Source organism: Paraburkholderia suaedae (assembly GCF_040812055.1).
GTDB lineage: Bacteria > Pseudomonadota > Gammaproteobacteria > Burkholderiales > Burkholderiaceae > Paraburkholderia.
Window position 1 is genome coordinate 23,995 of record NZ_JBFOAH010000040.1, and the last position, 25,376, is coordinate 49,370.

24 protein-coding genes and 4 pseudogenes are annotated in these 25,376 nt (G+C 59.6%); 14 read left to right on the top strand and 14 right to left on the bottom strand.

Features of this window, described 5'->3' with window-relative positions; genetic code table 11:
• Positions 1-213: 213 nt before the first annotated feature.
• The 3 genes from ABQJ48_RS33500 to ABQJ48_RS33510 form a co-directional block, all read right to left on the bottom strand.
• A complete protein-coding gene (locus ABQJ48_RS33500) occupies positions 214-1,518 on the bottom strand; it encodes an MFS transporter (protein ID WP_367842212.1) in 1,305 nt (434 codons plus the stop codon).
• An 82-nt stretch (positions 1,519-1,600) separates the two neighbouring features.
• Positions 1,601-2,470 carry a class II aldolase/adducin family protein gene (locus ABQJ48_RS33505; protein WP_367842213.1) on the bottom strand — a complete coding sequence of 290 codons (870 nt, stop codon included), beginning with the start codon at positions 2,468-2,470 and terminating at the stop codon, positions 1,601-1,603.
• Between the two features lie 115 nt (positions 2,471-2,585).
• Positions 2,586-3,494, bottom strand: a complete 909-nt coding sequence (locus ABQJ48_RS33510) for a LysR family transcriptional regulator (RefSeq protein ID WP_367842214.1) — start codon at positions 3,492-3,494, stop codon at positions 2,586-2,588.
• Positions 3,495-3,828: 334 nt separating this feature from the next.
• Here ABQJ48_RS33510 and ABQJ48_RS33515 point away from each other — a divergent pair.
• Positions 3,829-3,930, top strand: a pseudogene (locus tag ABQJ48_RS33515) (SRPBCC family protein); the annotation flags it as partial.
• A 420-nt stretch (positions 3,931-4,350) separates the two neighbouring features.
• Here ABQJ48_RS33515 and ABQJ48_RS33520 read toward each other — a convergent pair.
• Positions 4,351-6,171 (bottom strand): sensor domain-containing diguanylate cyclase, encoded by a 1,821-nt coding sequence (locus ABQJ48_RS33520; protein ID WP_367842215.1) that lies wholly within the window; start codon positions 6,169-6,171, stop codon positions 4,351-4,353.
• A 1,748-nt stretch (positions 6,172-7,919) separates the two neighbouring features.
• On the opposite strand from ABQJ48_RS33520, the gene ABQJ48_RS33525 reads away from it, so the two are divergent.
• Positions 7,920-8,153: a hypothetical protein gene (locus ABQJ48_RS33525; RefSeq protein WP_367842216.1), complete on the top strand. Its 234-nt coding sequence runs from the start codon at positions 7,920-7,922 to the stop codon at positions 8,151-8,153.
• A 259-nt stretch (positions 8,154-8,412) separates the two neighbouring features.
• Here ABQJ48_RS33525 and ABQJ48_RS33530 read toward each other — a convergent pair whose 3' ends face one another.
• Positions 8,413-8,721: a hypothetical protein gene (locus ABQJ48_RS33530; protein WP_367842217.1), complete on the bottom strand. Its 309-nt coding sequence runs from the start codon at positions 8,719-8,721 to the stop codon at positions 8,413-8,415.
• Between the two features lie 77 nt (positions 8,722-8,798).
• Between ABQJ48_RS33530 and ABQJ48_RS33535 the strand changes: the two genes are divergently transcribed.
• From ABQJ48_RS33535 to ABQJ48_RS33545, 3 genes and pseudogenes are all read left to right on the top strand, one after another.
• Entirely contained in the window at positions 8,799-9,281 is a 483-nt protein-coding gene (locus ABQJ48_RS33535; protein ID WP_367842218.1) for a DUF1643 domain-containing protein, read from the top strand.
• Positions 9,278-9,928: a hypothetical protein gene (locus ABQJ48_RS33540; RefSeq protein ID WP_473094228.1), complete on the top strand. Its 651-nt coding sequence runs from the start codon at positions 9,278-9,280 to the stop codon at positions 9,926-9,928. Before ABQJ48_RS33535 ends, ABQJ48_RS33540 begins: the two co-directional genes overlap by 4 nt.
• A 199-nt stretch (positions 9,929-10,127) precedes the next feature.
• Positions 10,128-10,500, top strand: a pseudogene (locus ABQJ48_RS33545) (VOC family protein).
• A 34-nt stretch (positions 10,501-10,534) separates the two neighbouring features.
• Here the strand turns inward: ABQJ48_RS33545 and ABQJ48_RS33550 are convergent.
• The 3 genes and pseudogenes from ABQJ48_RS33550 to wrbA form a co-directional block, all read right to left on the bottom strand.
• On the bottom strand, positions 10,535-10,996 hold the full coding sequence (locus ABQJ48_RS33550; protein ID WP_367842220.1) for a hypothetical protein: 462 nt from the start codon (positions 10,994-10,996) through the stop codon (positions 10,535-10,537).
• A 150-nt stretch (positions 10,997-11,146) separates the two neighbouring features.
• A pseudogene (locus tag ABQJ48_RS33555) lies at positions 11,147-11,552 on the bottom strand (DoxX family protein).
• A gap of 110 nt (positions 11,553-11,662) precedes the next feature.
• Positions 11,663-12,265 (bottom strand): NAD(P)H:quinone oxidoreductase, encoded by a 603-nt coding sequence (gene wrbA / locus ABQJ48_RS33560; protein ID WP_367842234.1) that lies wholly within the window; start codon positions 12,263-12,265, stop codon positions 11,663-11,665.
• Positions 12,266-12,805: 540 nt separating this feature from the next.
• Here wrbA and ABQJ48_RS33565 point away from each other — a divergent pair.
• The gene (locus tag ABQJ48_RS33565) at positions 12,806-13,630 is read left to right on the top strand and encodes a 3-oxoadipate:acetyl-CoA acetyltransferase (protein WP_367842221.1); all 825 of its coding nucleotides are present in this window, start codon (positions 12,806-12,808) and stop codon (positions 13,628-13,630) included.
• Between the two features lie 284 nt (positions 13,631-13,914).
• Here the strand turns inward: ABQJ48_RS33565 and ABQJ48_RS33570 are convergent.
• Together ABQJ48_RS33570 and ABQJ48_RS33575 are read right to left on the bottom strand one after the other, a co-directional pair.
• Positions 13,915-14,194: pseudogene (locus ABQJ48_RS33570) on the bottom strand (SOS response-associated peptidase family protein); the annotation flags it as partial.
• A gap of 328 nt (positions 14,195-14,522) precedes the next feature.
• Positions 14,523-14,993 (bottom strand): Lrp/AsnC family transcriptional regulator, encoded by a 471-nt coding sequence (locus ABQJ48_RS33575; RefSeq protein WP_367842222.1) that lies wholly within the window; start codon positions 14,991-14,993, stop codon positions 14,523-14,525.
• A gap of 232 nt (positions 14,994-15,225) precedes the next feature.
• On the opposite strand from ABQJ48_RS33575, the gene ABQJ48_RS33580 reads away from it, so the two are divergent.
• The 4 genes from ABQJ48_RS33580 to ABQJ48_RS33595 all read left to right on the top strand — a co-directional run bounded on the left by ABQJ48_RS33580 (position 15,226) and on the right by ABQJ48_RS33595 (position 18,532).
• The gene (locus ABQJ48_RS33580) at positions 15,226-15,999 is read left to right on the top strand and encodes an SDR family oxidoreductase (RefSeq protein ID WP_367842223.1); all 774 of its coding nucleotides are present in this window, start codon (positions 15,226-15,228) and stop codon (positions 15,997-15,999) included.
• A gap of 84 nt (positions 16,000-16,083) precedes the next feature.
• Positions 16,084-16,218: a DUF3563 family protein gene (locus tag ABQJ48_RS33585; RefSeq protein ID WP_367842224.1), complete on the top strand. Its 135-nt coding sequence runs from the start codon at positions 16,084-16,086 to the stop codon at positions 16,216-16,218.
• A 994-nt stretch (positions 16,219-17,212) separates the two neighbouring features.
• Positions 17,213-17,527, top strand: a complete 315-nt coding sequence (locus tag ABQJ48_RS33590; protein WP_367842225.1) for a hypothetical protein — start codon at positions 17,213-17,215, stop codon at positions 17,525-17,527.
• A 228-nt stretch (positions 17,528-17,755) separates the two neighbouring features.
• Positions 17,756-18,532 (top strand): cation:proton antiporter domain-containing protein, encoded by a 777-nt coding sequence (locus ABQJ48_RS33595; protein WP_367842235.1) that lies wholly within the window; start codon positions 17,756-17,758, stop codon positions 18,530-18,532.
• Positions 18,533-19,182: 650 nt separating this feature from the next.
• On the opposite strand, the gene ABQJ48_RS33600 is transcribed toward ABQJ48_RS33595, so the two are convergent.
• The 3 genes from ABQJ48_RS33600 to ABQJ48_RS33610 form a co-directional block, all read right to left on the bottom strand.
• Entirely contained in the window at positions 19,183-19,491 is a 309-nt protein-coding gene (locus tag ABQJ48_RS33600; RefSeq protein WP_367842226.1) for a putative quinol monooxygenase, read from the bottom strand.
• Between the two features lie 78 nt (positions 19,492-19,569).
• Complete coding sequence (locus ABQJ48_RS33605) at positions 19,570-19,956, bottom strand: hypothetical protein (protein ID WP_367842227.1); 387 nt, start codon at positions 19,954-19,956, stop codon at positions 19,570-19,572.
• 164 nt (positions 19,957-20,120) lie between these two features.
• On the bottom strand, positions 20,121-20,348 hold the full coding sequence (locus tag ABQJ48_RS33610) for a DUF4304 domain-containing protein (RefSeq protein ID WP_367842228.1): 228 nt from the start codon (positions 20,346-20,348) through the stop codon (positions 20,121-20,123).
• A 165-nt stretch (positions 20,349-20,513) separates the two neighbouring features.
• Between ABQJ48_RS33610 and ABQJ48_RS33615 the strand changes: the two genes are divergently transcribed.
• The 4 genes from ABQJ48_RS33615 to ABQJ48_RS33630 all read left to right on the top strand — a co-directional run bounded on the left by ABQJ48_RS33615 (position 20,514) and on the right by ABQJ48_RS33630 (position 23,104).
• Positions 20,514-21,680, top strand: coding sequence for a porin (locus tag ABQJ48_RS33615; protein ID WP_367842229.1), 1,167 nt, complete (start codon positions 20,514-20,516; stop codon positions 21,678-21,680).
• A 193-nt stretch (positions 21,681-21,873) separates the two neighbouring features.
• The gene (locus ABQJ48_RS33620) at positions 21,874-22,110 is read left to right on the top strand and encodes a hypothetical protein (protein WP_367842230.1); all 237 of its coding nucleotides are present in this window, start codon (positions 21,874-21,876) and stop codon (positions 22,108-22,110) included.
• A 288-nt stretch (positions 22,111-22,398) separates the two neighbouring features.
• Positions 22,399-22,548 (top strand): hypothetical protein, encoded by a 150-nt coding sequence (locus tag ABQJ48_RS33625; protein ID WP_367841578.1) that lies wholly within the window; start codon positions 22,399-22,401, stop codon positions 22,546-22,548.
• A gap of 298 nt (positions 22,549-22,846) precedes the next feature.
• Positions 22,847-23,104: a hypothetical protein gene (locus ABQJ48_RS33630; protein WP_367842231.1), complete on the top strand. Its 258-nt coding sequence runs from the start codon at positions 22,847-22,849 to the stop codon at positions 23,102-23,104.
• Between the two features lie 194 nt (positions 23,105-23,298).
• Here the strand turns inward: ABQJ48_RS33630 and ABQJ48_RS33635 are convergent, their stop codons facing one another.
• The gene (locus ABQJ48_RS33635; protein WP_367842232.1) at positions 23,299-24,792 is read right to left on the bottom strand and encodes an ATP-binding protein; all 1,494 of its coding nucleotides are present in this window, start codon (positions 24,790-24,792) and stop codon (positions 23,299-23,301) included.
• Positions 24,793-25,376: the final 584 nt, after the last annotated feature.

Sequence of the window (25,376 nt, forward strand, 5' to 3'; positions counted from 1 at the left end):
GACCCTAAGGAGAAGTTCGAATCGCGTTCAGCGAAAGGCCGGTGTCCAGAGCGAAGGAGTCAGAGCGCACACCGTACATTCCTCCATTGCTACCGGTAGCAACAGCCCGGAAACAGCCGCTTCCTGGGTCAATCGGCGGCCACCAGCCGGAACGAATGCTGGTGGAACCGGTACATTCGACATCTCGTGTATGGCTGCCGCAGAACCTTATCCTTAACGGTTGACCACGCTCCTGGGCATCGTCAGCACAATGGCCGCCGCCACGAGCAACGAGGCTGCCACACAATACAGGCCCATGTCGGTGCTGTGCGTCATATCCTTGATCCAGCCGACCAGATAGGGACTGACAAAGCCCGCCAGGTTGCCGATCGAATTGATCATTGCAATGCCCGCGGCCGCCGCCACACCACCCAGGAAGGCAGGCGGGATCGACCAGAACTGGCACAGTGCACCAAGGATGCCGATCGTGGCGACCGTGAGGGACACGACAGCCAACGCGACGCTGTGGGGCACCAGCGTGCTCGCCACCAGGCCGATTGCGCCGATGACGGCCGGCAGTGCCACATGCCAGCGCCGTTCCTTGCTCCGGTCCGAACTGCGTCCCAGCAGCACCATCGCGATGGCCGCGGCGCCGTAGGGGATCATCGTCAGCAGGCCGACATTGAAAGCGTCGTTTACGCCCGAGGCCTTGATGAGCGTGGGCAGCCAGAAGCTGATGCCGTACAGGCCCATGATGATGCCGAAGTAGCACAGGCACAGCACCCACACGCGCCTGTTGGTGAATGCGCCGCTTGCACTATGCACTTCGATGTGCTCTGACTCGTTTGCCAGTCCCTTCTCGAGCTGCGACTTTTCTTCAGCGCTCAGCCATTTCGCCGCGCTGATCTTGTCGTCGAGATACAGCAGCACCGCGAAACCGCCGATGATGGATGGCAGCGCTTCGAGCAGGAAGAGCCACCGCCAGCCCGCCATGCCGCCCATGCCACTGAAGCTGTTCAGTATCCAGCCCGACAGCGGACCGCCGATGACACCAGCAATTGGAATCCCCGTCATGAACATCGCGGTGATCTTGCCGCGGCGAGAGGACGGAAACCAGTACGTCAGGTAGAGAATGATGCCCGGAAAGAATCCGGCTTCAGCGACGCCGAGCAGGAAGCGCAGCACGTAGAAGGCGGTGGGCGTCTTCACGAAAATCATCGCACCGGAAAGCACACCCCAGCTGAGCATGATACGGGCGATCCATTTGCGCGCGCCGAAACGATGCAGTGCGATGTTGCTCGGCACTTCAAAGATGAAATAGCCGATAAAGAAAATACCCGCGCCCAAGCCGTAGATGGTCTCGCTGAACTTGAGGTCGGTCAGCATCTGCAGCTTGGCAAAGCCTACGTTGACCCGGTCCAGGTAAGCGAAGACGTAGCAGAGAAAGAGGAAGGGAACCAGCCGCCATGTCACCTTGGCGTAAGTGCGGTCCTCGGCGTTGGCTGGCGTGACGACATCGCCGTAAGCGGATTTCAACATTGTTGTCTCCTTGAATCGCCGCCGGCGCTTTATTGTCGCGCCAGCGCGGCTTGTGATGTATGCGACGGCCTATGCTGGCCGTTCAGTCGAACATGTCCGGGCTGGTCTGCACGAGCTGGTCATAGATGGGCTGGAAATGCAGCCAGCCGATGTATTCGCTCCCGACGTGTTCGCGGCTGTAGCGCGAGCTGTGCTCCGGCACCATGACGGGCTTGATACCGGTGGCCTCGACCAGCAACTGCTGCTGGCAGCAGCGCTCCAGCGCGATGAACCAGAACGCGGCGGCTTCGATGCTGTGGCGGCTCACCGTTAGCAGGCCGTGATTCTGGTGAATGGCCGCCTTGACGTTTTTGAAGTAGTCGGCAACCGACAGCCCGGCCTCTTCCTCGACCGCGACTGCGCCAGCCTCGTCCTTGATCACGATATGGTCTTCATAGAAAGCCGCGGCATCCTGGGTGATCGGGTCCAGCGGACGTCCGAGCGCCGCGAACGCGGTGCCATAGACCGTGTGCGCATGGCACATCGCAACGATGTCCGAATTGGCTTCATGCACTGCGGCATGCAGCACGAAGCCGGCGCGGTTAAGCGCGTAGTTGCCTTCGACGACTTTGCCGGTATGGTCGGCCAGGATCAGGTTGGAGAGCTTCACCTGGGAGAAATGCACGGCCATCGGATTGGTCCAGTACAGTTCCGGGAACTCAGGATCACGCACGGTGAGGTGGCCGGCGAAACCGTAATCGAGATGATGCAGCGCGAAGGCGCGGCATGCGGCGACGAGGCGTTCCTTACGGTGCTGGCGCTCCTGCGCGAAGGACGAAAAGTCGGGCAACTCGGGGAACTTCAGCCCTGCCTGCTTCGGCCGATAGATGGAATTGTTTGAAGGATGCGAAATCGTGCGGCGCAGTTCGGCCTGCTGCGCGCTGTTATCGATTTTTCCGGTGCCGGTGCTCATGGTGTCTCCTGGGTTAACGGTGATCGCATGCCGGTCACGATAAAGAAACACGCGTCGCTGATCTAGGCGCGCCGAGCAATAGGATTTATTGCGCCCATATATAAATCGCCGGCGGCTAGGGCTTCTCCCAGGGTGGCTCGCGGAAAACTTCGACGAAGTAGTCGATAAAGGCGCGGATGCGCGGCACCAGCTGGCGTTCGGGGAGATAGACGACATGGATCGCAGTGTCGTCCTTGGCCTGGTACTCCGAGAGAAGCGGCACCAGATCGCCTCTGCGGATCGCGGGCAAGGCAAGGTGGGCGGCGAGACGCATGATGCCCACGCCGGCCACGCACAGCTGAAACAGGGTTGTGCCGTCGGTGCTGCGGAAACTACCCTGCACCGCGACGCGTTCGAGCTTGCCGTTGATCATGAACGGCCACTGGTTCAGATGCTCGCGCGGCGACTCCCAGGTCAGGCAGGCGTGCCTGGACAGGCCGAGCGGCGTCACGGGTGTGCCGTGTGCCGCGAGATAGCCCGGAGAAGCGACGACGATCCGTTGAAGGTCGCAGAGCTTTCGACTGCGCAAAGAGGAATCCTGCAGCCGGCCCATGCGGACTGCGACATCGAAGTTGTCCTCGATCAGGTTGACGTTCGAATCCGATAGCGAAAAATGCACGCACAACTTCGGGTAGGACGACAGGAAAGCGGGCAACGCGGGCACCAGTTGATCCATGCCAAACGCTTGGGGCGCGCTGATGCGCAAGTTGCCGGTCGGCTCACTGGAGCGCACCTGCGCTTCCGCTTCCTCCACGCTATCGAGAATGTCGTTGCAGGACGAAAGAAAGCGCTCGCCCTCATTGGTCAGCCGCTGCGTGCGCGTTGAACGATGCAGCAGCTGCACGCCGAGCCTGCGCTCCAGACTGTTGACGCTTTGGCTGACAAAGGGTTGGCTAACCCCCAGCATGTTCGCCGCCGCGGTGAAGCCCCCGGCCTCGACCACCGCCTTGAAGACGCGCATCTCCAGCAATCTTTCATCTTTCATCTTTCGAATCCATGTACGGCAACGGGACGTACAATTTACCCGGATCGGCGTACACACCTTCTGTGCAAGCTTTCCAAGGCTCGTCCAGTAATATGGCTCTTTGCAACGGCCGCTTCTGTTTGGCAAGCCGCCCTTGGAGTCATGGCAGATGTCTAGCAGCTTATGGCCGCGCGCTGACGCTGAACCCGTTCCCCTAGGGCACCTCTGTTGCGGTTCGATTGCCCTCACGAATCGCGGCTGCCAGACTTGCACGCCAGGATTCAGTCTGGTCGTGAGACCGCACGTCGTAACGCCAGCCGAGCGACGTTGCTACTGCTGCGGTGACGCTTCCACAGGAAAGATCGACGGCAGACCGGCCGGCACAGTCACTTATTCGCTGACATCGACCGTGAGCGGAACCCGTTTTGAACGTGACTTCACTTATCGCGCGCAATCGCGACGAGCGCCGCCAATATTGCGGTAAGGAACCGTGTACGGGTTTTCATAGCGCCTCGCACCCTTCGCTGTAACAGGCGAAGCTATTTTACGGCGCAGTAGTAGGGACGACGATGGGCGGTGCCCCACCCTAAGCACAACTAGACGAGCCGGGAAAGCGGACGTTCAACGATTGAGTTCGAGCGCATGTCGATTTTGGTGAATCTCATCGAGATTCGGGGCGCAGAAAGTACCCGTGCTTGTACACAATTTTCGTGGTTGCTGCCTCAGCCGCCTGGGTTTCCGCATCGCTCGCAACCGCGGTCATTCGGCGTTGCCGGCTTCGGAGCGGCGCGTCAAAGAGCATGGTGAAAGCAGGAGCGCTCCCCCGGCAGACTGCCGCCCGCAATGATCATGTATGTCTAATGGACCTCCGGCTAAACTAGTCGCCATAAACCTCGATCCGGTTGCGACCGCGCTCCTTGGCGCGATACATTGCCTTGTCGCCACGAGACAGCGACTGATAGGCGCCGACATCTGTCACGCGCATCGTGTCGACGCCGATGCTGACGGTCAGCACGATGTGCTCGTCACCGCACAGCAGAAAGGGGGTTCGCGACGTACGCTGCTGGACTCGTCGCGCGAGCGCAATGGCCGCGTCCGTACCGGTATCGGGTAGGACCATCGCGAACTCCTCGCCGCCCAGGCGGCCGACGATGTCGCTGGCCCGCACTTCGGTACGCAGGAGCGCCGCAAAGTGACTGAGCGCGCGGTCGCCGACCTCGTGTCCCCAGCGGTCGTTGAGCGCCTTGAAGTTGTCCAGATCGAACATCAGCACGGAGGCGACACGACTGTCAGCGCGCCGGACGCGCGATAACTCCGCCTCGCTTCGCATCATGAAGTGGCGGCGATTGGGCAACTGGGTCAGGAAATCAATTGTCGCCGATTCCTGCAGCTCGGCCTCGATGAGCTTGCGCTCAGTCACGTCCGTGATGAAGCCGTGCCACAGCGTGCTTCCGTCGGCCAGCCGTTGCGGCCGTGCATCGCCCTGCCGCCAGCGCAAGCCTTGGCGCGGCAGTTGCACTCGATATTCAAGGTGCCACGGCGACATGCTTGTCGCCGATTCCTCAATCGACTCTCGGTACGCGGCCAGATCGCGCGCATCGATCAGCGCGTCGACAGTCTCCGCGCTCGTCGTAGCCTGCTCTGGCGTCAGCTCGTAAATATCGCGGATTCCGTCGCTCGCGTAGGGAAAGAACGCGCGCCCATCGGGCATCAGCCGGTATTGGAAGACCAGGCCCGGAACCTCGTCCGTCAGGTTCGTGATCAGCTCAATGGACTGCTGTAGCCGCGCGGCCATCTCCCGCAACGCCGTAATGTCGGTCGTCGTACCGACCATGCGCAGTGCGCGACCATCGCTGTCGCGGTTGACCACCTTGCCCCGGCTGCAGATCCATTTGTAGCTGCCGTCCTTGCAACGGATCCGGTGCTCGACCGCGTAGCTGTCGGTCTTCGTTTCAAAGTGCCCCTGCATCGCCGCCTCGACGTAAGCGAGGTCGTCTGGATGCAAGCGCAGATAGGCGTCTTCAATCCGGTTGCTGAGCTCATGCTCCTCGTAGCCGAGCATGGCCTTCCAGGCAGGCGAGTAGTCGATTTCCCCTGTGACGACATTGCGGTCCCAGACGCCGGTCCCGCTGCCGGCAAGTGCCAGCGTCATGAGTTCCGCGCCGGCCTCCAGTTCTTTCACGCGGTCATGCAGCGTCGCGAGTGCGTGCGCGCGTTCAAGCCCGTGCCCGATCAGCCCGGCCAATTCACGAAGGAACTCCCGTTGTGCGTCATCGAGTGCGCGTGGCAAGTCATCCAGCAGGCACAGCGCCCCCACATGGAGTCCGTCGGCGTTTGTCAGCGCACAGGCGGTGTAAAAGCGCGGCCCCCGCGCTGCGACGCCGCGCACCGTGCCGCGAAAGCGCTCGTCGACCCACGTGTCCGGCACGACGACCATCCCGTCGTTCGCCGTGCTTGCTTGCAACGACGGACCTGATAGGTCCGGAGGCAGGACGTCAGGCAAAACGCCGTCGAACGCCTTGAGCCGCTGCCCATGAGCGTTCGACAATATGACCAGGGCGGTTGCGACGCCGAAATGCGCCCGCGCGAGTCTCGTCACCGCTTGGCATTGGGTGTCAACCGGCGGCAGTGCGACACCGCCGCCCGCGGCTGCGGCGGATGGCACGGAGTCTTTATCCGAATAGGTGCAAGCCAGCATAGGAATTGAGGCGTTACGGCGCCGGGTCGCAAGTCGTGTCAAGCACCTGTATAACGGCACCGAACGCCGTGGATTTAGGAAAAAGATCTACTTCGTACGCCAAAGATGCCTTGCGCAAACGATTACCCCGACTGCGAGCAATGACACTGTCAGGATGACCGCCCCGTAATCGGCCCGAGCGGACGGAAGTGACGGGTTCGGTCCCACGACGAAGCCTACCTTGGAAAAAGCCTCAGCCGTTCGCCTCTGGTCAGTTTCCGCCATTAGACCTCACCCAAGCGGCGGTCGTCGCGCCCGAGGATTCAACGGCCGACTCAAAGCAACGAATGACAGCTGCACCCGGCCGATTAAAACAGTCCGGCTGGCAGCGTGGCGTCGTCCGGAGCGGCGCGGCAAGCGTGACCAGCGCCCATACCATCAGCAGCTTCATTCGGCTCATAGTTAGCTCCAGGTGATGGCCTGCACCGCCTCGACCGTAGTCGCTGCATCAATTTGCGTCCCAAGCTGCTGGTTCTTCGTCAGGCACGCCAGAATCGCCGCTTTGCCGTCCATGCCCACCTGCTGGATTTGCGCGGCAGTGTGCATCACGTAAGCCCACTCGCCGGCCGAATCAGCGCACCAGAACGGCGTAGTCTAGTTCTCAGCGACGCCAGGGAGGATAGACGCGACGACCGATGCGTTCAGGTTCTGCTGGTCGGTCGGCTTTGCCGGGTACGAGTGCGCAGCGCCGAGCGCGGACGACGTGAATCCAGCGAGAATCGTGTCTTGGCAGCCTTGTGAGACGACGCCCTTCTGACCGTCCTTCGCTGCATTCAGCGCCTCCGCAGATGGCGGCGGCGCAACGACGCCAGAACCGCTCCACTCATACGCTGCCGGCGTGAAGTCAGGGGTGTCGCCTGCTTCGCCTGGCTGCTCGCGCTGTGCCCCGCCGCGGTGACTGAAATGGCGCTAACGCCCGTCACACAAGGCAGTAACGCCGCGCCAGTCACGGAAGTAACGGACACCCGTAACGCGGTCGGGGCGCTCGAGTCACCCGCAACCGAGCCGCAAGACGACGTTACTCGCGTCATGACGGCCATCGCTGCCGGCGAGTTGCGCAGTACCGTGATCGAGATCCGCAAGTTCCTCGGCTGCTCCCAGGCGACCGCAGCAGCAGTGCGCAAGAGATCGCACCAGCGAGCGGCAACGGGTGGCCGCTTGCCCAACGAGACCGACCCCATCCGCCGCCCAGTGGTTGCGCATCACCATAGAGAGACATCATGAAAACGACTCATGATCCAACACGAAAGCTGCACAACGCAACGCAAGGCAACGCAACAGCGGACCTATCAGGCTGGCTGCGTCTGCTCCGAGCCATAGTCGAGTTCCCGCCTCCTGGACGGAACGCACACGATCGAATCGACGTATGTGTGCGCTCGATTCTCGCCGTACCTGAAAGCGTCCTTTTCGGAAAGAAAATCGAATTGCTCTGGAAAACTTGCAACGCACTGCTCCGGTTGCTGCAGCGACGAAAGCGACCATGACACCCGATATCGACGCCCGGCACCCCCGATCGGCCGTGTCATTGCTGGAGTGACGTGAACTTCGATGCGGTATCCGCGATACGGCACATAAGTCGGGCTAGACATGGCTTCCTCCGACGACAAGGTCTATGCATAGCGACCGAATCGCCGCATCAGGCGTGCCCATCCAAAGCACTCCTGGGGAAGTACTTACTGAATAAACCGTAAAAGCGAGGAATGGCAAGTATGAGCGATGTGCAAGTGAAGGCAGACGCGGTGCGAAACGCGGTCACGATCGACCGGCGCGACCTGTTCGATCTCGTGCGGGGTGGCATCAAATCGGCCTTGGAGGACGGGAACGTGGGCGAGGGAATAGTTGCGACTTGGTACTGGCAGGAAGCTACGACCGGGCCGAGCGAGTTTTGGGCAATTTCGGCGTGTTCGACCCCGCTCTCGCCGCCCGCAGCGGTGACGATGTAGCGCAAGCAGCGATCTACCAGGAAAGTTACCGGAAAGAGACGTACGGAAACTGCCACTGGCACGACGTTGATCGAGCCCGAGACGAACACGCCCTTGCCAATGACGCAGCCGAATTTGTGCGCATCATCTATGCCGCCCCTGCGTCATCTGCTGGGGATACGGAGGTGGGATCATGAGCAAGTGGATCGACAAGTGCGACTTTGGCGACTGCCGAGAAACGATGCGCGCGATGATCGCCGACGGCCTTAAAGGTAAGCGGTCAAACGTGCGGCAGATCGTCAATGCATTTTTCGACATGATCGCCAGGGACACCCGTGTCAATCCCGTCGTGGCCGTCGGTGTGAGCGACAGCCACAATTTTTGGCCCCAGATACCGTGTGCCGCCAAGCGTAAAAAGGGACCAAACATCATCACCCCGCCGGATCGCGGCGACGACTTCGGGGACGCCGACAATCGACGTGGGGGACATCCAGTCTCGCGTCGACGGGTCGACGGGAGCCCAACGCACATGGGTAATCCTGTCGTTCGCCGGGTTGATGCGAATGGCGTCTATCGCAAAAGTAGCCACATCTACCTCCATCGCCCTGACAAAGGGATTCCACCATTATGCGCCGCTTCTTTTGCCAGGGATCATGGAGATCGATCGTGAGCGCCGTTATCAGCCCTTGCGGCACGTATCGCTATCGCCTGACGCGTGCCGCTGAATCGTTGGCGCCGGTGAAGTCGACGGCCCTGTTCGTCATGCTCAACCCAAGCACCGCCGATGCGCAGCTCGACGACCCGACCATTCGCCGTTGCCGCGGCTTCGCGAAGCTGTGGGACTGCAACGGCCTCGCGGTTGCAAACCTCTACGCGCTGCGCTCGACGAATCCGGCGGCACTCTGGACGCACCGTGACCCGGTCGGCCCCGATAACGACGACTCTCTGTGGAGCTGCGCCCGGGAGTGCGGCGACGTTGTGTGCGCCTGGGGATCGAACGCGAAGCCCGAGCGGGCCGCACGTGTCGCCAGCATCATGCGCGATGCCGGAGCGCGTCTTTGGTGTCTCGGCATGACGAAAGACGGCTCGCCGCGCCACCCACTGTATGTTCGCGCCGATCAGCCGCTAGTCGAATGGCGCCCAAAATGAAAGAGCGTCCTATCCTTTTTAGCGGCGCAATGGTGCGCGCGCTGCTGCGCGACATCGCCCCGAAGACGCAGACGCGCCGCGTCGTAAAAGGCTTCGCCCTGGATCTGCTGCAGCCGGGCAACTTCACGCCCGAATATGTGGCTCTACCCGAGAACGACCTCAGCCCGTATGGGTTTGCTGGCGATCGGCTTTGGGTGAAAGAAACGTTCGTCGCGTTCGGTCGCTGGGAGAGGCGCTTCAACGCAACGAAAGCGCGCGACGAATGGTACTTCGTCGACATGACGGTCGAGTCCGGATTTGCCTATCGGTTTCAAGGTGCCGATCCGGACGCCCGACGTCTCACCGGCGCATTGCCGACCTGGCACACACGCCCGTCGATCTTTATGCCGCGCGTCGCCTCGCGTATCACGCTGGAGGTGACCGGTGCGCGCGTCGAGCGCTTGCAGGACATCACCGATGCAGACGCGATGGCGGAAGGGATTCAACGGACGGATGGCGACGGTGAATGGGCTGTGGAAGGGCTCGACCACCTCGCTCATCCGCCGACCAACTCATACCGCGAACTGTGGGACGACCTGAATGCCGCGCGTGGCTATGGCTGGGACGCTAACCCGTGGGTATGGGCCGTCGAATTCAAGCGCATCTGAACTGACCCGACCGCAAGGAACTGCTATTTACCAGTCTGACGCAAGACTAGTGCCCCGCTCTGACGCCCAAGGCTCTCGAGGTCGTTGCGTCGCTCGCAAAAAGGACAAATGAAATACAGGCCGAAGTCGTCGAGTCCGGGCCCAACCAACTTGGTCGGAGCTCTTGACGGCAGCGGATGCATAGCCAGACCATGTTTCGATCGGCGTTACCGATCTTGATGCGGCACGTCCGTTCTACGACTCAATCATGAAGGTGCTGGGGGCAACCAAGGTCTATGACCGTCCCAGTGCGCTCGGTTACGGAGAGCGCTGCACGGCGGTTGACACAAATCGACGTGCCTCGCTGTCTATCTGGACCCAAGCAGGATCGATGTGAACCAGCGGCATTGGTGCTTCAAGGAGTGTCCCGCGAACAAGTGGACGCATTTTTCACGGCAGGCCTCGCCGCCGGGGGACGTTCAGACGGTGAATCAGGGCTTCGGCCTCACTACCATAGCGACTACTATGCCGCGTTCCTGTTCGATCCGGCTGGCAATCGTGTGGAAGCGGTATGTCATACCGCCTCGAATTGACACAACAACCAGCTAAATGCGGGAGACTGGGTCGCTATCGCATCTTGTCAAGGTGTATCTCGAACGTTTCCGTGCGAACGCCAAGGTGCTTCGTGACCTCGGCGTCGGTCATCAGCTTGGACGATTTCAGGATTGGGCTTGCCACCTCATACATTCGATCAGCATCGGGGCCGTACATATACAAGTAGCCATCATTGCCGTCAACGTGAAGTTCGGTCTCACCGAGCTCGCCAACACCTGCGCGCTTTATCGCGCCTTCTAGCCGATACTCCAGAGCGCGAATTTGCGGTAGGTCCTTGGGGTAGTAATCGAAATGGACCATCATTACTGGACCTGGTGGCCTCTGTGACTGCTGCGAAGCTGCTGCGCTGCCCGCGAACAATGCGATGCACAGGAAGGTGGTAAATGCTCTTCTTCTCAACATGGGCATGATATCGTCGGCGAAATAAAGGTCGATTGTCGGCGATGTAGACGTCCCCGTCGATCGTCCCTTCATGGCCGCGTACCGCCCGACGATCGAGCGCGGCGATCGCGTCCGGCGCGACTCTCGCCTAACGCAGACCAGATCAGATAACACAGACCCTCGCGGTAACGGGTCGGCTTTCGCGCCCAGGCAATGCGAACGATCCGTTGAAGTGACCCGCCCTCACTTCCTGTCGACAGAATACTTGCCCCGCCCGGTCACACACAGAAGCAGCAGGCCACCCATGATGCTGACATTCTTGTAGAAGTTGATCATGTTTGCTGCGCGCTCGCCGTCAGTCATCGTCCAGAAATGATGACCTATCAGACCTGTACCCAGCGTGTAAAACGCGAAGAGAAATGCGAGCGGTCGCGTGTAGAACCCGAGCACGATTGCGATTCCAACGAAGACTCCATGACGATTGCAATGATGGCAGCGACCGTCGGGAGCGGTGTACCTTCCGCTGCCATAAAACCGACCGTGCCTGAGAAACCTGTCAACTTGCTCCAGCCAAAGATCACGAACAGAATCATATGCGCGCGACAAGAATCAGTTCGTCCTTCCGTTCCTCGAAGAGGGTGTATCGCATGGCTGTTTTCCTTGAATGAACGCTACGAATCTGGGACTGCGAGAGGCGAGCATCGGAGAGTGGCAGGCGAGCGCCTCCCGGCGAGACTCAACGGGTTCGAACCGGTTACGCTAACCCGCAATCTTCAACGCCAGCGAAGCGACGTGTTTGCCCTGGAAGCGGGCAATATCCAGTTCATTTTGTGACGGTTGCCGGCTGCCGTCGGCGCCGGCCAGCGTGGTCGCACCATAGGGTGTGCCGCCAGTGATCTCGCTCATATTGACCAGTCCTGCGCAGGAGTAAGGAACGCCCACGATCACCATGCCCTGATGTAACAGTGTGCTGTGGAACGACGTGATGGTGGTTTCCTGACCGCCGTGCTGGGTGCCGGTCGAAGCAAAAACGCTGCCGATCTTGCCGACGAGTGCCCCTTTCATCCACAGTCCGCCGGTTTGATCCAGGAAGGTGCGCATCTGTCCGGCCATGTTGCCGAAGCGCGTCGGCGTGCCAAAGATGATGGCGTCGTAATTGGCCAACTCGTCAGGCGTCGCCACCGGCGCCTTCTGGTCGAGCTTGACCCCGTGGGCTGCAGCCTGGTCGGCCGGAATTGTTTCAGCGACTCGCTTGATCGTCACTTCGGTGCCCGGCACGGACCGTGCGCCTTCGGCCACTGCGTCGGCCATCGTTTCAATGTGACCATACATCGAGTAATACAGCACGAGTACTTTTGCCATGATTGTTCCTTGTTGAACGCCATCCTGGGGAGTCCGGACGACCATCAAAGCGCACCGCAATCGGCGAGTACGGTGAAAGGCAGGGAGACGTCCATCGCCACGCCGTCGGTTGCCCTTGGGTGCCAGCCGGCCGACTTTAGCTTAGCATATGGAGTCGAAGCCCCCGTCTTGATGATTGGCCTGTCCTGGAGGAAGTCTGAACAACCTTCCGCTTGCGGACGCTCTACAGCAATGTGCGGTGCTCTTGTATAGATTTAATGGTGTTGTTCGTCCGTCACCGCCGGCGAGGGCATCCGTAATACGCTCAAATGCCCCTGTCGGGTGTCGACCGGCTGCGTCGCCGGCTATCGATACTCCCTCGGTATCATCGTGGATTCAAGCAGTATTGGACGAAGCCAAGGTGCCGCCCATACGATGCATGGGAATTGTCGACCTATACGACGGAGGACAGCGCCAACCCAGCGCAGAGGTCGCCCTCTCGATGATGCCGGAGGCACCAGAAATACGCTGTTCCCTGTACCTAATCTGATGAGATCAAGCATGAACAAGCCTTGTATCATTTCTGTTGCAATCACGGGATCACTGCCGCGCAAGCAAGACAATCCGGCTGTGCCGATTACGGTGAACGAGCAGGTGGAATCAACTCAGGCGGCATTCGAAGCCGGAGCGACCTTGGTTCATCTTCACGTACGCAACGATGACGAAACTCCCACGTCTAATCCCGAGCGTTTCGCGCTGGTGCTGGAAGGCATTCGCAAGCACGCGCCGGGCATGATCACCCAGGTGTCCACCGGTGGTCGCTCCGGGGCCGGCAACGAAAGAGGTGCCATGCTCTCCCTGCGGCCTGACATGGCATCTTTGGCAACCGGCTCGGTCAATTTCCCAGCACGGGTTTATGACAATCCGCCGGACCTGATTGACTGGCTCGCCGCCGAAATGAAAGCCTACGGCATCAAGCCCGAAGTCGAGGCCTTTGACCTGTCGATGATCTTCCAGGCTGCAGCTATGCAGGCGGCGGGCGCAATCGTCGGCCCCCTGCACATCCACTTTGTCATGGGCATAAAGAACGCAATGCCTGTCGATCGCGAAGTGCTTGAATTCTACGTCCGAACCCTCAAGCGCCTTTCGCCCGATGCCACATGGACCGGCGCCGGCATCGGCCGCAATCAACTGACAATGGCTCGTTGGTCTCTCGAACTAGGGGGGCACTGCCGCACCGGATTAGAGGACAACGTGCGGATGGACAAGAATACGCTTGCCCCGTCCAATGCCGCGCTCGTGCGCCAGGTTGCCGAACTTTGCGAGGAGTTTGGTCGCCCCGTCGCGACCGCAGCCCAGGCTCGCGAGATCCTGAATCTGATCTGAACAGCGCTGTATCGCTAGTGCTGGTCAACCGCTACGAACGTGATCCGGGGTGCGCCATCTGCGCGATAGCGCACTACGGATGCGCGATGTGCTGGCTGAGTCGGAGAGGAAGGCGTATCTGTGCGGGATAGCGACGCCGACATCGCCCCGATCCGTACGGCTGCTGCCAAGTCTGGAACTGACGTCCGCATGTCCCTGCTATTGCGAGGACGAACGGCTGGAGATGGCCGAAGCGAGTCCGACGCTGACGCTGCCCGCCCCTCGTCGTGGTCGACCGAAGGCACCTATGCCGCGAGCCGATGTTCGTAATATGGACGGACGGTCGCGATCGTCGAGGATCGCGTGGAGCGCTCCCAGATTCGCAGGATCAGGCGATAGCCACGCGTCGATGTTCTCCGGCTTGATCGGGACGATACGGTCGTGGCCCGCTGCAGCCACCTCGGGTGGCGGCTCGTCGGTGATAGCGGCAAACGACAGGAGGTCTGGCTCGCCCGGCGCCTTCCAGTGGGATCACAGACAGGCGACCAGCATTTCTCCGCCGGTATTCGGTCGAAACTCCAACACGCCACGCGGTGCAACCGGTGACGCAGCCCGGGAAAGGAGACTGAAATGATGGCGAGGCCCTCGGCTCTGGCGGGGGGCCGAACTTCCGTAAGCGACCCCCTTCCCGCCCCTCAGCGGAACGTCGCCAAAGTCCGCTCCGTGGGGCGGAGCGGACGCTGGGGGCGCTCCGGTCAGCAGCATCTTGTCGAATCGAACTGGAGCAGCGGGTCAATTGACGAAAAGGGCGATCTGCAACCTGAAGGTCACTCAGCGCAGCCAATCGAGGTACGTAATGCGACCTGGTACCCTTAGCAGTCTGCTGCCGGGTCATTCCAGTGCGATCGGATATTTACTCTCCGCCCTCGCGAACCGGTAGCACGGTCTTGTACTGAACGCGCCGCAAGGTGATCGACGTGCTGACGTCGCGAACACCATCGATGGTCGCGAGCCGTGTCATCACGAAACGCTCGATTCCCGCCATGTCGCTGGCCACCAGCCGCACGATGTAATCGAACGCGCCCGTCATCAGATAGCACTCCATCACCTCCTCGCAACCCAGCAGGGCGCGCTCGAAAGCCGCCAGCTTTGCCGCGGATTTTTCAATTGCGACCGATACGTAGGCGGTGACTGGAAATCCAACCTTCTCCTGGTCCAGTAGTGACACATATTTTGTAATGACGCCCGCCTCTTCGAGCAGACGAATGCGCCGGTAGAGCGGCGAAAGCGAAATGCCCAGCGATTCAGCGAGGTCCGCAGCCTTGACATGAGCGTCCCGCTGTAGGGCCTGCAAGATGTCAATGTCGATCCGGTCCAATTTCATTGGCTCATCGTCTCAAATAAACGCGCAAATGTGCCTAATGTTGCCACATACAGTTGGTTCATTGGCTCATTTTGGCACGTACGATCGGCGCAAACTACCTAAAATTTCTCACAAGACAGTCGTGTCCTGTCGCAGCAGCGCAGCGTTGCCGGGTTCGGTATTGCGGCGCTCGCACATGCCTCCCGCCTGCTTATATAAGAGGCAAGCGCGGCCGATCTGAAACGAGCAAAGAATGCAATTGAAAGGAGCAAACGTGACTTTTTCTAATGGACAACTGGCTGGCAAAGTGGCGCTCGTGACCGGGGGCTCTCGCGGGATAGGCGCGGCCATCGCTAATCGGCTCGCAAGCGATGGCGCGGCCGTGTCGATAACCTATTCGAACTCGAGGGCCGACGCGGATCGCGTCATCGAGGACATCGAGCGCGCCGGGGGGCGGGGCGTAGCAATTCGCGCGGATTGCGCCGACGCGGACGCGGTAAAAGCCGCGGTCGGATCGACCTCGAAACGCTTCGGGAGACTGGATATTCTCGTGAACAACGCCGCAATGTTCCGCCGCGGCCTGATCGACGACTTCCCACTGGAAGATATCGACCGGATGCTGGCCATCAACGTCAGGAGCCTGCTTGTTGCCATTCAGGAATCGCTCCGTTTCATGGAAAGAGGCGGGAGGATCATCAATATCGGCAGCATCAGCAGCGACTACATGCCGATTCCGGGCGTGTCCGTCTATGCCGCGACGAAAGGTGCGGTAACCAGCATGACGCGTGCGCTGGCAAGGGATCTTGGCGGCCGGGAAATTACGATCAATAACGTCCAGCCCGGACGGATCGATACGGTGATGAACCCGGCCAACGGTCCGATGGCCGACCAGATCCGGGGCTCAATTGCACTGGGCCGCTACGGATCAGGCGACGATATTGCGGGACTTGTCGCCTGGCTGGCAAGCCCCGATGCGGCGTTTGTAACGGGCACCAGTCTGAAGGTCGATGGGGGCACCAGTGCTTGAGCGGCTCAGGTCGAACGTGAACGGCCGTTCGGACGCGCGCCATCGCAACACCGTAGATAACCTTCAATCGAACCGGATATACGTATGCTTTTCACTCTCCTATTAGAACGCCTCGACCGCTGGCTGCGGAATACCCAGCGGACCCGCCGTGATAGATACCTCGCAGCTTCGAAGGATATTGCCGAGCTTGAGCGTCGGATGAAAGAGTGCGACGGTTAGCTCGGGCCGACGCCGGCGCGAGCGATTCACGATAACAGCGCCAATGTCCCGCTCTATGCCCGCCGCGAGGGCGACTCTTCGCTTCGGAGGACAATGCGTCGTCGAGCCCACACCCCGGCTGGACGGTAAACACGATCGCCCGGCACGGTGCGCGGCCTGATCTGATGAAAAGGCGCTATTGCGACACCGACGCGTTGGATGATGCGTCCGTCGGCATCTGCGGTAGCGGAGCTGCCCCTGCGTCGTTCGTGCCGCTGCCCGTTGTCCCCGTTTGCCCGCGACGGCCTCGGTGCCCACCGCGTGCCACGGTGGGCTCGCTCGCCGCCACCGGGTGCATTGGCGGACGCGCGATATACTGAAAGTTATCGTTGACCGCGCTATTGCCCGTGTCGAACGACCGGTGGATGAACACACTGCTACTAACGGGTGAACTGGCTTGCGCAAAAGCCGTCGGTCCGATCGACATCATGGCTGCGCCCACGGCCGCACTCACGGCAATAATGTGCATGAGCGCACCGGCACTACGGACTGTCGAACGTGTTTTCAACTTACGTCTCCTTCAATGTACGTGCGGGTCGCAACCGCTTGCAGCGGGCAGCCGTTTTAGCGCTGGGTACGCTGGCTCAAAAAATTGAACCAACGTTGGAGGTGCCGGGCGAGCGGGGAGAAATACAAAGCGCTGCCGGGGAAAAGGCCAGACCAGACCGAACCAGTCTAGTCCGAGTTATGGAGAAGAAGGTTTCAAGCTGGATTACACGTCTTACTCGATTTAACTGATCGATGAATGGCCACCTGGTTGTGGCTTCGTTATCGGCATTTGCCTTGTAAATACCCCTCTGGCTTGCGACTGAGGGTACTGAAACCCGCCCCTCACAAGGGGGCGGGTTTTTGCTACTCGGCTCCTTGGATAGCTAAGCAAGTTTTCCGCACCCTGATTTTTACCGGTTTTCTGTTTCTTTAAGCGCCTCTCCTGTCTTTGCCTGGATGGGAGTCGATGAATACGCCGCCTTTTTGCAAGCCGTCTGCCGACGAGGATTTCTCCCCCGCCGTGCCGGACGGGGGCATCACGTCCCCGAACGTGACCATGGATAGCGCAAGCGCTTCCGACGTCGCCCTCACTGACACAGCGCTAACGACGGTGAATGTTCCCGATACCGGGACTCTGACGCTGGCCCCCACTTCATCTTCCGGCGCGGCAGTCGACGTCACCGGTGGCGCAAGTGTAACAACGACTGCGGCCATGGCGACGACGTTGACGTCGACCGACACGGGTACCGATGTCGTTTCGATGTCGGTCGCTATCAGCTGAGCAACGTTTCCCCGCCATCCGACCTGCTGGTTTTATGTTTTTTTGAACGCCTCCATTTTTCATGTCACCCGCTGAGAGACCCGGTTCCCGGGGTAAAAAGCAGGCTGCCGGAATGGCTCATCTCACTGGGGCGCTGGAAAGTGCGCTCCGAATCACCCTACGGTCAGGGCACCGTCCAGCGATCTGGTATTTCACGGCTTTCTCGCCTTTCTGCTGTTTGCCGGGGCGCTGCACGTGGACCTGGGTGATCTATACAAGGTCAAGTGGACCGTCACCATCCTTTCCACCCTCGGCACCATCATTTCGACGTTTGTCATAGGCGCCTTGTTCTGGTGCGCAGCCCATCTGCTGGGATATGAACTGCGCTTCATCTTCGCGTTACTGTTCGGCGCACTGATCTCTCCGACGGATCCCATTGCCGTGCTCGGCATCATCAAGAAAGCCGGGGCGCCGAAGGATCTGGAAACCCGGATCACTGGCGAGAGCCTGTTCAACGACGGTGTCGGCGCTGTAATCTTTCTGACGATCCTTGATATTGCTACCGGTCGGAGTAATCCGAGCGTTGCCGGCGTGTCGTGGTTTTTTATCCAGGAAACGCTTGGCGGTATCTTGCTTGGCTGGCTTCTTGGTTGGATTGTGTTTCGCCTGCTTCGCAAGATCGACGACTATCAGGTCGAAGTTCTGCTTTCCATCGCGCTATGCATGGGTTCGTACGCACTCGCCGACGCGATTCACATGTCAGGGCCTAGCGCCGTGGTCGTCGCCGGGCTGTTCCTGGGCAACAATGAACGGACGAGAGTTAATCCTCACGACCACGTATATCGTTGTGATCTTTTCGATCCTGGTTCAGGGCCTGACCTTCGGTCCGCTTCTAAGAAAAATCGTTCCTCCAGCACAGGACGGCTGACGGTCTGCCGTTGTCTGGGGCTGTATCGAGAAAACGCCTTGAGAGAACCGCCGATCGTCCGCGCCGCACGCAATCGTCTGAAACAGGCCAACTCCTGACGCGCTGCGCGAACCGATGAGTGGGTTATGGGAAGTGGATTTCCGCGGCCAGCGCAACGCGTTGAAGAAATGGCGGTGCCGGATGCAACATGAACGGATCCAGATTGGCGTGATCGGAAGCACAGGCGAGCGTCACAACTAGTGTGTTCCACGATCCCTTGACGTGCGGCGCAACTTGTCCACGCCCATCAACATTGCTAACGAGATCGCTCGAACGTAAGTATTGCGCCGATGTAAAGGAGGTCCATGGTGTGTCTCCTTTGTTTGTTTTTTACTCCTTTCAGCTTGGCTACAAAGTCGCAAATAAAGGATTAAGAGATCAAGGAGATTTGTAAAAAACGCGCAGAAACAGGGCCGAAGATTCGCGCTGACTTCGGACTGTCTCTCGTCGCCTCAGGACCGGTCGTTCAGAATCCATTTTGAGCGACTCAAGTTGGCCGGACCGCGACTGATTGCAACCGAAGGGAGCGTGCCGGTCGAAAAAAATTTATCTGCCCGTCGACAAGACAAACGCTGGTCCGGAAACGATGGCGAACGTTTCGGACGGGGCGCCGCATGGCGGACGACTACCTTCGCCGTGCGTTGATCAATTAGGCGCACGGCCGCACGCTATCCCGTGCTAGCACACGCGGGCGGTGCGAGCCGCCGCCTTAGCAAGCCTGCAGCACATTGATGACGCGGCTAGCCAGCAACGGCTTGGTATTGCGTCCATATTCGGCCATGTGCGCAGACGCCGCATGTGCCTTCAACGCTTCGGCGCTTTCCCAGCGCTCGATTACGGCAAATGTGTCATTGCCGAGCGGTGTCTGAATCGTCCCGAAGTCCGGTACGTCGACTACCGCCTCGTAGCTGATGCATCCGTTTTCCGCCAGCACCGCTGGGCGGTTCTTGGCGAATAGTGCCAGCACGGCGTCGCGTTGACCGGGCTGGGCAGTGATCGTGGCAATGACGTGAATCATCCCGGCATTCTCCTTTGGTTCGGCATAGATCGCCACCTTCCATCATAGCCGTATCCGGCCACGCATGCTGCCAGCGCTTCACAGTGCCGCTCCCCTTGTGTCTCGGAGCCGCACGTACTGGCGACTGGCCGTGCGCGACCAGGTCCGGCCGTATAGGCGCGACGGATGAACGTCCGCTTCCCCGTTCGGGAATGCGCCTTCCATCAACGGGGCTTCGTCAGAGGAACCGGCTAAGCATTGAGCGAACACCAGCCTCGTCGGGTAGCGCTTTAGAGGCAACATGTCAACTGCCTTAGCCGCTTCAGCACCGAGCATGCCGGGTAGCTGCGCGAGCACCGCCGGGTCAATTCGGAAGAACATCACGCCCGCGTACGCGGCGCCGACGGTGATGCCGGCGGATAGGCCGAGCAGGCCAAAGCAGAAGCCGATGAAGGTGAGATTTCGTATTCGCTGTATCTGTGGCACCTACCCGTCGTGCACCTGACGGGCAAATTCATCCCGGCACTGTCGCAATCATCGCCTCTGCGGCTTGCGATCCTGTCAGCCGGCAGCCTGACAACAGCGGTGGCTTCCTACTACCTTTTCGAGAAGCCGATTCGCCACTTCATCAGAAAGGCACTGATGCCCATTCAGGTGGCGCGGCGTGACGTACTAAATAAGATTTGACAAAGGTGCTCGCTCGCTGGAATGTCCTTACCCCAGTGGGCTGTGACACCGTCGATACCACATCCGGATAGTTCAACGATGAAGCCCCCGCGGTGACGGTCGAATTGGACCGTCACCACATCAATCCTGTTTTCGCTTTGTCTTCTAAACGCTTGTTCAGCCGGCGCGGCCAACGTTATGTGGAGCTGCAAGAACTCTCACGGACTCGCTTTCCGAGGTTCTGCGGAATAAAGTGGGCCCGCGTTTCGTTTCGTTCATTGGCTCTGAGTTGTTTTCTTTCTTCCGCTTCGCCATCGTCGGACCTGCTTGCGCTGTGCGCGCGCGGGGGGCGAGGCCGGCGTCCTGCGAGTTTGCCAGTGAAAAAAATCTTGTTGACATGTGCTTCTTTTCTGTCTGTTCCCGCCGCGCACGCGCAAAGCAGCATTACCTTGTACGGCATCATTGACGAGGGCTTCGAAGCAATCAGCAATGCGCCTGTTGCCGGCAGCAAAAGCGGCGGCAGGCTGTTTCGACTCGATGCCAACAACGGTCTGAACGGGTCCCGCTGGGGACTCAAAGGATCCGAAGATCTCGGTGGCGGCCTCAAGGCGCTCTTCACGCTCGAGAACGGCTTTGAACTCAACACAGGGAATCTCGCCCAAGGCGGCGATGAATTTGGCCGACAGGCCTTTGTTGGATTGTCGAGCGACCGGTATGGCGCCGTGACGCTTGGGCGGCAATATGATCCCATGATCGACTACGTGGGCATATATGCGTTCGGTGATTCAAATCTTGGCTCGGATCACGCGGCACATCCCGGCGACCTCGACAATTTCAACTTCACCCGTCGCCAGAACAATTCAGTTAAGTACCAGAGCCCCAACTTTGGTGGTTTGAGTTTCGAAAGTCTCTATAGTTTCGGCGGTGTGCCAGGGTCGCTTGCAACCAACCAGGCCTATTCTTTCGGAGCTCATTTCGTGAGGGGCACGCTTGGCATGTCCGTAGGATATTCACATGTCAACAATCCGGCGGCGTCCTTGTTCGGGAGCAACCCAATCGATACCGGGACGTCAAACGGGCTGACCGTGAGCCCGATCTATAGCGGCTATGCGTCGGCAAGAACGTACCAGGTCGTAGCGGCCGGCGGTTCATATACGTTTGGACAGGTCGTTATGGGCGCGACCTATTCGAACATCCGCTATTCCAACATTACCGCGCTTAGTGGAAGCAGTGCGGATTTCAACGACGCTGAAGTCAGCCTGCAATATCTGATTGCCCCGGATTGGTCGATTGGAGCGGCCTATAACTTCCTGAAGGGGAACGCCGTAACTCAAACCATTGGGGGCGCCAAATACAATCAGCTTTCCGCCGGTGTGAATCACAAGCTGTCCAAGCGCACCGATGTCTATGTTTCAGGCGCTTGGCAGACGGTTAGCGGAAACGACTCGACCGGGCACGCGGCGGTTGCGAACATCGCCGATCTGCCGCCTTCCTCCAATCGTCATCAAGCGGTCGCTCGTGTCGGCATCCGACATAAGTTCTAGTCTTAAGCACCAGTGCTTGCCGATTACCAGGAATCGCGGCCAGGAGCGATTGTCTGTTTCTGGCCGATGGACGTACGCCACCGATGCTGACTTGGATAACAGGTGATGTTTTCCCGCGCGCGGGTTTGCCGGCTTTTCCGAAATCGAGGTTACGCGTCACACTGACGGGCCCTGACACAGGGGCGAAGGAGCGATGTCGAGAACACTTATCCCGGTGGGTCGCTGGAAGGCGGATGCGCATTCCGTCAACGACCAGCCGACCATCCGCCTGTGCGGGCGGGCGTTCCCGAACGTCTGGAGAGTCGAACAGCAAGTCGAGACTGTCGTACTCACGCAGGACCAGGCGCAAGAACTGGTCACGGCTTCCGCTACATCGCCGCCAAGGCTCGAACACTCGCTCCTGGACACCTCGATATATCCAAAAGTATGAGCGCGTTATGCCCGCGGAGGACTGCAGTGACCGTTCGTACAATGGTTTTTTTCCGATCGTCCGTCTACCTTGATTCCATCGAGTTCGCGATTTCATTTCGCGGTCACGATGAGCAGGAACCCAAGAGATTGGGTCCTGCTGCGCCGAGACGATCCGATGTCGGCGGTAACGACCAGCGTCTTCTACGCGGTACATAAGAACGCTGACCAAATTGCTCGACCACCTATCGTCTGGGAGACTGGACGAAGGGTGCCAAGCCCCGAATCGTGGATGTCACAGGAGATTGCCATGTTCACCTATTCGATCCGTTATCGCGATGTCTGCGGCCGTTGGTCAGTTGCCTTCGCACAGGCCGCTTCACAGTCCGATGCTGAGGCGATTGCAACCTGCCGTTATGGCGCGTTCCATTCCGTCAGCCGTGCCCGATTGGTTCCTTGAACAACGTAGGCTCGTAGCGCCAAGGGCCAAAGTGGACCAGGGCGGCAATTCCAGCCCATCGCGTCGCGTACTCAGCGAATGGCTGCTTGCGAGCCCTCGGGCTTGGCTTCGCGTGTGGCTATCTCATTCGTCCAATACTGCACAACATGGGATTCCTCGCCTCTTACTCAGCTTATCCTTAGGCAAACATGTTCTATCAATTGCACGAATTCCAGCGGGCACTTCTGAGCCCGCTCACCGCCTGGGCACAGGCTGCGTCGAAGTCTTTCGCGAATCCGGCCGGTGCCCGGGCGAAAGCATGATGCTGCGATTACTCATTCCCACGGGCCGCTGGAAGATTGACGTCGACCTGGCCAACGAACATTCCTCGATCCGCCTGTGCGGGCGTGCGTTCCGGAACGTCTGGAGAGTCGAACAGCAAGTCGAGACTGTCTTGCTCACGCAGGACCAGGCGCAAGAACTCGTCTCTTCGCTGAATATGGCGTTGCTGGAACTGGAACTGCAACGGACGGCCGCCCTGGCGCGGGCCGCCGAGGGTGCCGGATGCCCGCCGTAATCGCTGCACCGCCTGGCGATGCTGGCAAAGCTAACAAACCGATCGGGTTTGAGAAAGATGGGGACAACGAGGAACAACGTCCCAGAACGACCCTTTATAGGGCCGTTCAAGCGCCACCGACGAAAGTCCGATTGCCGGCGTAGTACGGACCCTTTCGATGGCGCCACGAAAACCGCGCGAAAACAAGGGGACTGTCATTCTTCAGGCGCGTTCGCGGTGATCGATGGAAGACTGAACTCGAATGTTGCACCGTATCCGGCATTGTTCATCGCACGCAGCTCTCCGCCGTGAGCTCGAACAATTGAATGGCATATCGACAACCCAACCCCCATGCCCTCAGGCTTCGTGGTGAAAAAAGGCTCAAAGAGCTTGCTGGCGTTCTCAGCATCAATCCCCTTCCCCGAATCTTGCACCGCTACAATCACACTGCTCTCGTCGCTGCGGCGCAACTCAATCAAGAGCTCGCGAACCCGATCCTCAACACGGTCCATCGCCTGGATCCCATTCATGATCAGGTTGGTCATCACCTGCGCCAGTTGAATCCGATCGCCGAGGACCGCGGGCAGGCCTGTCGCAAGCTTCGTTTTCAACGTAACGCGCTGATTCAGGACCTCGCGTTGCACGAGGGGGATAACGTCATTGACCACCTCGTTCATCTCAAGCCGCGTCATCTGTGGAGGCGTCCGCCTGGCCAGCATGCGCACGCGCGAGAAAAGTTCCGTCAAGCGTTGGCTTTCACAAACGACGCGTCGTAGGGCGGGCAGTGCCTCCTCCAGGTTGGGCGTGTCCCGGTCGAGCCATCGCAGAGACGCGGAGGTGTCAAGGGAGATCGCGCAAAGCGGCTGCGCAAGTTCGTGAGCCAACGATGCACCCAATTCCCCGACCGTCGTCAAACGAGCCACGTGTTGCAGCGCTTCTTCCTTCCGCTTGCGTTCAGTAATATCGGTGCTCGTTTCGAGCGTCGCGATCGGGCGACCCCGATCATCTCGCAGCAGCGCCCAGCGGGTTGCCACTGCGGCTTGTAACCCGTCTCGCCGGGTATTGATCAATTCCCCCTCCCAGCGGCCCGTTGCAAACAGAGATTCCTTGATATCACCGAGCGCCACGGGAAAACGCGTGCACAGGACGGATTGAGCAACCTTGCCGAGCACCTCTTCCTTCTTCCATCCGTAAAGCGCTTGAGCGCCGTTGTTCCAGTAGGTAACGACGTCTTCCATATCGCGAACCATCACGCTATCGTGGGTGAGGTCGAGAAGCTGCGCCTGCTTCCGATGGACTTCACTTAGTCGGCGAACCCGGTGCACGAGCGAGGTCACGATCAGAGACGCGGTGAGAAAGGCAATCAGCGCTACGACATCGTTCAGCAGGTCTACCCTGAAGCTGAACAACGGCTGCGTGAAAAAATAGTTGAGGCAACCGAGAGCCATCACCGAGAAGATGGCAGATGCAACGAGGCTGTCCAACAGAGACAGCAGCACGATCTCAATCAGGTAGACAAGCGCAACTACCGTCAAGTCGCTTCCAAGCCGGAAACACACCCAGGTCGAGAGCGCCAGGCCAATGCCACCGCCAGACAAGATTTGGGCAATCGCGCGCGATCTGGTGATTCGGTCGGCCTTCGTGGCTGGGTGCATCATTTGGTACGCACGGTACGCAAAGCGATCGTTCATTCCAGTATCGAGTTTCATGGCAACCCCAGTCGCCGATCCGACAGATCCGTCAGACGCCGACGGTGATCCACGCGGTCGTGTTCTCCCGTATCAGCAGAATCAGGCGCCATTCGGACCCCACGATGCGAGCTTACTCGCATCTGCCCCCCCGTACATCGGCGGCAACCCTCCTGTGAGTTCTCAGCTATCGCTACGTCCCTTTTTTCGCTTCACGTTGACCCAGCTGGATCGGTCGGAGAAAAAGCCGGGTAAGGCACAGATGCACGCACCACGTTCCTACCCAATGCAACCGTGGGACCCATTCCTCTCAACGCATCAATGTCCTTCATCGGGCGATTCCCGACCCACATGAGTCATTCGCGCGGGGTTGACGAGTGTCCGGTTTCGGGCTCATACGAGCCAATCGGGGAGACGCGCAACGTCAGCGACGAGCGATCCGCGCCCAATGGAAGACACGCCGACCGGAATGCTCGAATTATCTGTGCGATTCACAGACATCGTTTCACTTTCTTGAAGACCGTTTTCTTCGCGTGCTTGAGCTCGAGGCTCCGGTAGGAGACGCGAACTCAAGCACGCGCCGATGATGTTCGGCAAGGATCCTG

Excerpts from the sequence above, each read along its gene's own strand:
- ABQJ48_RS33500 (WP_367842212.1), bottom strand. The coding sequence starts at position 1,518 with ATGTTGAAATCCGCTTACGGCGATGTCGTCACGCCAGCCAACGCCGAG.
- ABQJ48_RS33505 (WP_367842213.1), bottom strand. The coding sequence starts at position 2,470 with ATGAGCACCGGCACCGGAAAAATCGATAACAGCGCGCAGCAGGCCGAA.
- ABQJ48_RS33510 (WP_367842214.1), bottom strand. The coding sequence starts at position 3,494 with ATGAAAGATGAAAGATTGCTGGAGATGCGCGTCTTCAAGGCGGTGGTC.
- ABQJ48_RS33520 (WP_367842215.1), bottom strand. The coding sequence starts at position 6,171 with ATGCTGGCTTGCACCTATTCGGATAAAGACTCCGTGCCATCCGCCGCA.
- ABQJ48_RS33525 (WP_367842216.1), top strand. The coding sequence starts at position 7,920 with ATGAGCGATGTGCAAGTGAAGGCAGACGCGGTGCGAAACGCGGTCACG.
- ABQJ48_RS33540 (WP_473094228.1), top strand. The coding sequence starts at position 9,278 with ATGAAAGAGCGTCCTATCCTTTTTAGCGGCGCAATGGTGCGCGCGCTG.
- ABQJ48_RS33550 (WP_367842220.1), bottom strand. The coding sequence starts at position 10,996 with ATGAAGGGACGATCGACGGGGACGTCTACATCGCCGACAATCGACCTT.
- wrbA (WP_367842234.1), bottom strand. The coding sequence starts at position 12,265 with ATGGCAAAAGTACTCGTGCTGTATTACTCGATGTATGGTCACATTGAA.
- ABQJ48_RS33565 (WP_367842221.1), top strand. The coding sequence starts at position 12,806 with ATGAACAAGCCTTGTATCATTTCTGTTGCAATCACGGGATCACTGCCG.
- ABQJ48_RS33575 (WP_367842222.1), bottom strand. The coding sequence starts at position 14,993 with ATGAAATTGGACCGGATCGACATTGACATCTTGCAGGCCCTACAGCGG.
- ABQJ48_RS33580 (WP_367842223.1), top strand. The coding sequence starts at position 15,226 with ATGCAATTGAAAGGAGCAAACGTGACTTTTTCTAATGGACAACTGGCT.
- ABQJ48_RS33585 (WP_367842224.1), top strand. The coding sequence starts at position 16,084 with ATGCTTTTCACTCTCCTATTAGAACGCCTCGACCGCTGGCTGCGGAAT.
- ABQJ48_RS33590 (WP_367842225.1), top strand. The coding sequence starts at position 17,213 with ATGAATACGCCGCCTTTTTGCAAGCCGTCTGCCGACGAGGATTTCTCC.
- ABQJ48_RS33600 (WP_367842226.1), bottom strand. The coding sequence starts at position 19,491 with ATGATTCACGTCATTGCCACGATCACTGCCCAGCCCGGTCAACGCGAC.
- ABQJ48_RS33620 (WP_367842230.1), top strand. The coding sequence starts at position 21,874 with ATGTCGAGAACACTTATCCCGGTGGGTCGCTGGAAGGCGGATGCGCAT.
- ABQJ48_RS33625 (WP_367841578.1), top strand. The coding sequence starts at position 22,399 with ATGTTCACCTATTCGATCCGTTATCGCGATGTCTGCGGCCGTTGGTCA.
- ABQJ48_RS33630 (WP_367842231.1), top strand. The coding sequence starts at position 22,847 with ATGATGCTGCGATTACTCATTCCCACGGGCCGCTGGAAGATTGACGTC.
- ABQJ48_RS33635 (WP_367842232.1), bottom strand. The coding sequence starts at position 24,792 with ATGAAACTCGATACTGGAATGAACGATCGCTTTGCGTACCGTGCGTAC.